This is a genomic window from Deltaproteobacteria bacterium (assembly GCA_016218975.1).
GTDB lineage: Bacteria > Desulfobacterota > Deferrimicrobia > Deferrimicrobiales > Deferrimicrobiaceae > JAENIX01.
This window is the reverse complement of record JACRCO010000089.1, coordinates 1-3,567: the sequence shown is the minus strand read 5'-3', so window position 1 is coordinate 3,567 and position 3,567 is coordinate 1. Positions and strand designations below refer to the sequence as shown.

Genomic DNA, 3,567 nt, shown 5'->3' with positions numbered 1-3,567 from the left:
TATCTCATGCCACTCCTTGTGTGTCAAGATATATGTGGGGTTATATATGTACTACAAGGTTCGGCGGAAATTGCGGTAAAATCCCATTGAAATCAACACGGCCAAGCGTAAAATCGGGCTTCAAGTGTCGAAGTTGAGCGGACCGCGCGAGAAATCGGCGTGCAGCCTCGTAAATAGGACGCGGATGGGAACGATCCGCGAAATCCTGACTGCGGGGAGGTTCGAAATGACCGGTAAAAGCGCCATGTCCATGGAAAAGGATTTAAGGGGATGGGGGATCGGGCTTCTTGCGATGGGAATGCTTCACTTCTTTGTTCCGGTGTTTTCCCGGGAATGGGGGTTTGTTCTGCTTCCCCTTGGAGTATTTTCCCTGGTCGTCATGCATAGGGGAATGTTCCTTTTGATCGGAGCGGGGCTGATTGCAGCCGGTCTGATGAATCTTGCGGGAAATATTAAAGGGGCCGGCGGATTCTGGGGAATCTACGGGTGCATGCAAGTTTACTGGGGGATCAAGGAGTTTGCCAAGTTCATCAAGTATGGGGCTCCGTCGGTAGATGGCTATAAGATAAACCGTGAAACGGTCCTTGAAGGCGTGATTGACGTGAAAAGATAGGAAGGGCTCTATCGGTACGGGGATCCGCACCCCGGTCTGCATTTACATATGGCACGGTGATTGCCCTCATGGCCTTCATCAACTCCCCAAGGAGGTCGGGCCATGAGAGTGCATTACGTGTTGAACCACGGCGGTACGCCGGAATCCAGGCTGGCGGATGTGGAAATCCATTTCGAGGAAGGGCTCCTTTCCGGACTCAAGCTGGTCGGGTGTTCGGTCTGGCGGTCGAAAAAGGGGGAGGAGCCGACGGTGCTTGTTCCCTCCCGGTCTTACGCCACGGCGGGCGGGGTCCGTTATTACGAGCTTCTGCGCCCGTCGGAGGAAGGGAAGTCGCCGGAGGACGCCGCCGTGAAGCAGGCCGTCCGCAACTTCAAGCAGTACATCCGGGACGAGTACATGAAGATCGCGGCGATGCCGGACCGGAGGGAAACGGGAAAGGAGAAGGAAAGAGGAAAGGAGAAATCCGCCGCGCTCTGATCGGGCGCTTCATCCCGATCGGCGCCGGGACGCGTGCTCCCGCGTGTCGTCCCGGCCTGCATCCGCGATTCAGGTAATGCGCCGGGTACGGTTCGCCGTAGTGGCAGCCGACCCGGCGTTTTATCTTCTCCCAATCTATAAAACCACGTTTATCGCCAGAAAAATGCCTTTTATTATTCGCGGTTTCGCAAATATCGGCAGCTAAAGTATCTACATGTATATACCGATAATAAATGGCAGTTTCGAAGAAGTGGGGGTGCAAGATGACGGTAAAGAAGCGTATCACTGTGCTCATTGCGATAACGGTGGCGTTCACGGTCACCATCGCTCTCATTGGTTTCCTGGGAGCGGTCAGTCTCTCTTCGAAACTTGAAGAAATCGGCAGGGACGGCGTCCTCGCCACCCGCGACCTCGCGAATACGGCGGACGCGATGTGGCAGCTCCGTTACGGTGTCTCGCAGTACCTGGCCGTGCCGGAACGGGCTTCGCGTAAAAAAATCATCGACGAGAGCCCGAAGTGGTTCGCCGCGATGGACGAAAACCTGAAGCGCTACGCGACCCGGAACATGTCCGACGAGGCGGGCAACGCGCTCAAGCGGCTGACGGGGGCGTATGAGAAGTACAAAGCGGACCGTCCGGGATGGTTCGAGCTCATGGAGTCCGGCAAAATCAAGGAAGCCGCGGAATTCCGTTCCCGCACGATCCTCCTGTCGGGCGCGGAGTCCGTCAAGGCGCTGAACACCCTGATCGAAGCCCAGGCGAAGCGGTCCGACGAGATCGGCGTGGCCTCGCGCGGCGCCGCCCGCAGGATAAAGGTTCTCATCGTCCTGGTGGGCGCGATGCTCGTGTGCATGTCGACGGCGCTGGGAATCTTCCTCGCGCGCAACCTGCTCCAACAGCTCGGGGGCGACCCGGCTTATGTCGCCGGAGTCGCGCGGCGGGTTGCGGACGGCGACCTGACGATGCTCATCGAAAGACAGACGAAGGACACATCGAGTCTTCTGTTCGCGATGGACAACATGGTCGCCCGGCTGAAGGAGATCGTCGGTAACGCGAAAACGACGGCCGACCAGGTCGCTTCCGCCGGGGAGCAGTTGCTTTCGAGTTCCGGGGAAATGTCCAAAGGGGTTGCCGAGCAGGCGGGCAGGGTGTCCCAGATCGCGTCGGCATCGGCGGAGATGACGCAGACAGCGGTCGACATGGCGAGGAACGTCACGTCCATCGCCGAATCGGCGAAGGAGTCGTCGAAGATCGCGGATCGGGGGAAAAGCATCGTCGGCAAGTCCATCGGAGAGGTCCGGACGATCGCGGACACGATCAACGAATCGGCATCGCTGATCGCCTCCCTCGGCAAGCGGTCGACGCAGATCGGAGAGATCGTCGGCGTCATCACCGAAATCGCCGGCCAGACCCAGCTCCTGGCCCTTAATGCCGCCATCGAAGCGGCGCGCGCCGGGGAGCAGGGAAGGGGATTTGCCGTCGTCGCCGACGAGGTGAACAAGTTATCGGACAAGACCGCGAAGGCCACATCGCAAATCGCATCGATGATCAAGAGCATCCAGAACGAGGTCCAACAGACGATTTCCTCGATGCAACAGGTGACGCAAAGGGTCGAGGTCGGGGTCGATCTTTCCGCCCAGGCCGGCGAAGCCCTCGACAAGATCGTGGCGAGCGTCGGCGAGCTGCAATCCATGATCCAGCAGATCGCCGCGGCGATCGAGGAGATGTCCAGCGTCGCCGGTACCATCGGCGGAGACATCGAGTCGATTGCCGGCGTCTCGAAAAACACCTCTGCGGGGTCGGTCCAGGTGTCATCCGCGGCCACTCAACTGTCACGGCTGGCGTCCGATTTAAAAGGTATTGTCGGTCAATTCCGAATCGCGTGAACAAGGGGTGGGTAAGGGACCTTACTGGGACGGGAGGGCTTGCCCTCCCGGTCCCTGCGCCATCCTGGCTTCCTGCCAGTCCAGGGCCGTGAGGAAGGCTTCCTGCGGCGTGGAGGAGAACATTTTTCTCGCGAGAAAGAGAAGCCCCTTAAGATTGTTCCCGCGGTCTTTACCGCGCCTTTCGATCACCGTACCGATTACCACCCTGGTTTTTTTCGCGTAGTCAACCCGATAAACGGTAACGGGCCTCATGCGTCCCCCTTCCGTTATATGCGGTTACCCTTATTCTCAACCTAATTGGATGTAAAATTAGACATAAAATTAGTACATGTAATAAACTATATCTAACAAATATAAGAAAAAGTCCATATAAAAATGAAAAACCCGAAATAGTCCCGGAAACCGGCCGCCCCCTCGGCCGGAGAGGCTAGCCCGCATTTCTCGCCATGCTTCTGCTGCGGCGGCGGATACGGGCGACGTCCATGGATGGACAAGTGCCGCGGGAGCCATGGATGGCGGGAGCGGCCATGTCTACTGCGTTGCGCTCGGTCGGGCTCCTCGACGTAGTGTAAACTACGCCTGCGTCGCCCT

At 58.1% G+C, this 3,567-nt stretch carries 4 protein-coding genes; 3 read left to right on the top strand and 1 reads right to left on the bottom strand.

The features are described from left to right. Nucleotides 1–226: 226 nt before the first annotated feature. From HY896_13075 to HY896_13065, 3 genes are all read left to right on the top strand, one after another. A complete protein-coding gene (locus HY896_13075; protein ID MBI5577277.1) occupies nucleotides 227–613 on the top strand; it encodes a hypothetical protein in 387 nt (128 codons plus the stop codon). Between the two features lie 102 nt (nucleotides 614–715). After that, a complete protein-coding gene (locus tag HY896_13070) occupies nucleotides 716–1,090 on the top strand; it encodes a hypothetical protein (protein MBI5577276.1) in 375 nt (124 codons plus the stop codon). Nucleotides 1,091–1,323: 233 nt separating this feature from the next. After that, nucleotides 1,324–2,976, top strand: coding sequence for an MCP four helix bundle domain-containing protein (locus HY896_13065; protein ID MBI5577275.1), 1,653 nt, complete (start codon nucleotides 1,324–1,326; stop codon nucleotides 2,974–2,976). 21 nt (nucleotides 2,977–2,997) lie between these two features. On the opposite strand, the gene HY896_13060 is transcribed toward HY896_13065, so the two are convergent. Beyond that, nucleotides 2,998–3,228 (bottom strand): hypothetical protein, encoded by a 231-nt coding sequence (locus HY896_13060; protein MBI5577274.1) that lies wholly within the window; start codon nucleotides 3,226–3,228, stop codon nucleotides 2,998–3,000. Nucleotides 3,229–3,567: the final 339 nt, after the last annotated feature.

What these genes read in the sequence shown, in the direction of transcription:
- HY896_13060 (MBI5577274.1), bottom strand. Translation starts at nt 3,228, where the DNA reads ATGAGGCCCGTTACCGTTTATCGGGTTGACTACGCGAAAAAAACCAGG.
- HY896_13075 (MBI5577277.1), top strand. Translation starts at nt 227, where the DNA reads ATGACCGGTAAAAGCGCCATGTCCATGGAAAAGGATTTAAGGGGATGG.
- HY896_13065 (MBI5577275.1), top strand. Translation starts at nt 1,324, where the DNA reads ATGGCAGTTTCGAAGAAGTGGGGGTGCAAGATGACGGTAAAGAAGCGT.
- HY896_13070 (MBI5577276.1), top strand. Translation starts at nt 716, where the DNA reads ATGAGAGTGCATTACGTGTTGAACCACGGCGGTACGCCGGAATCCAGG.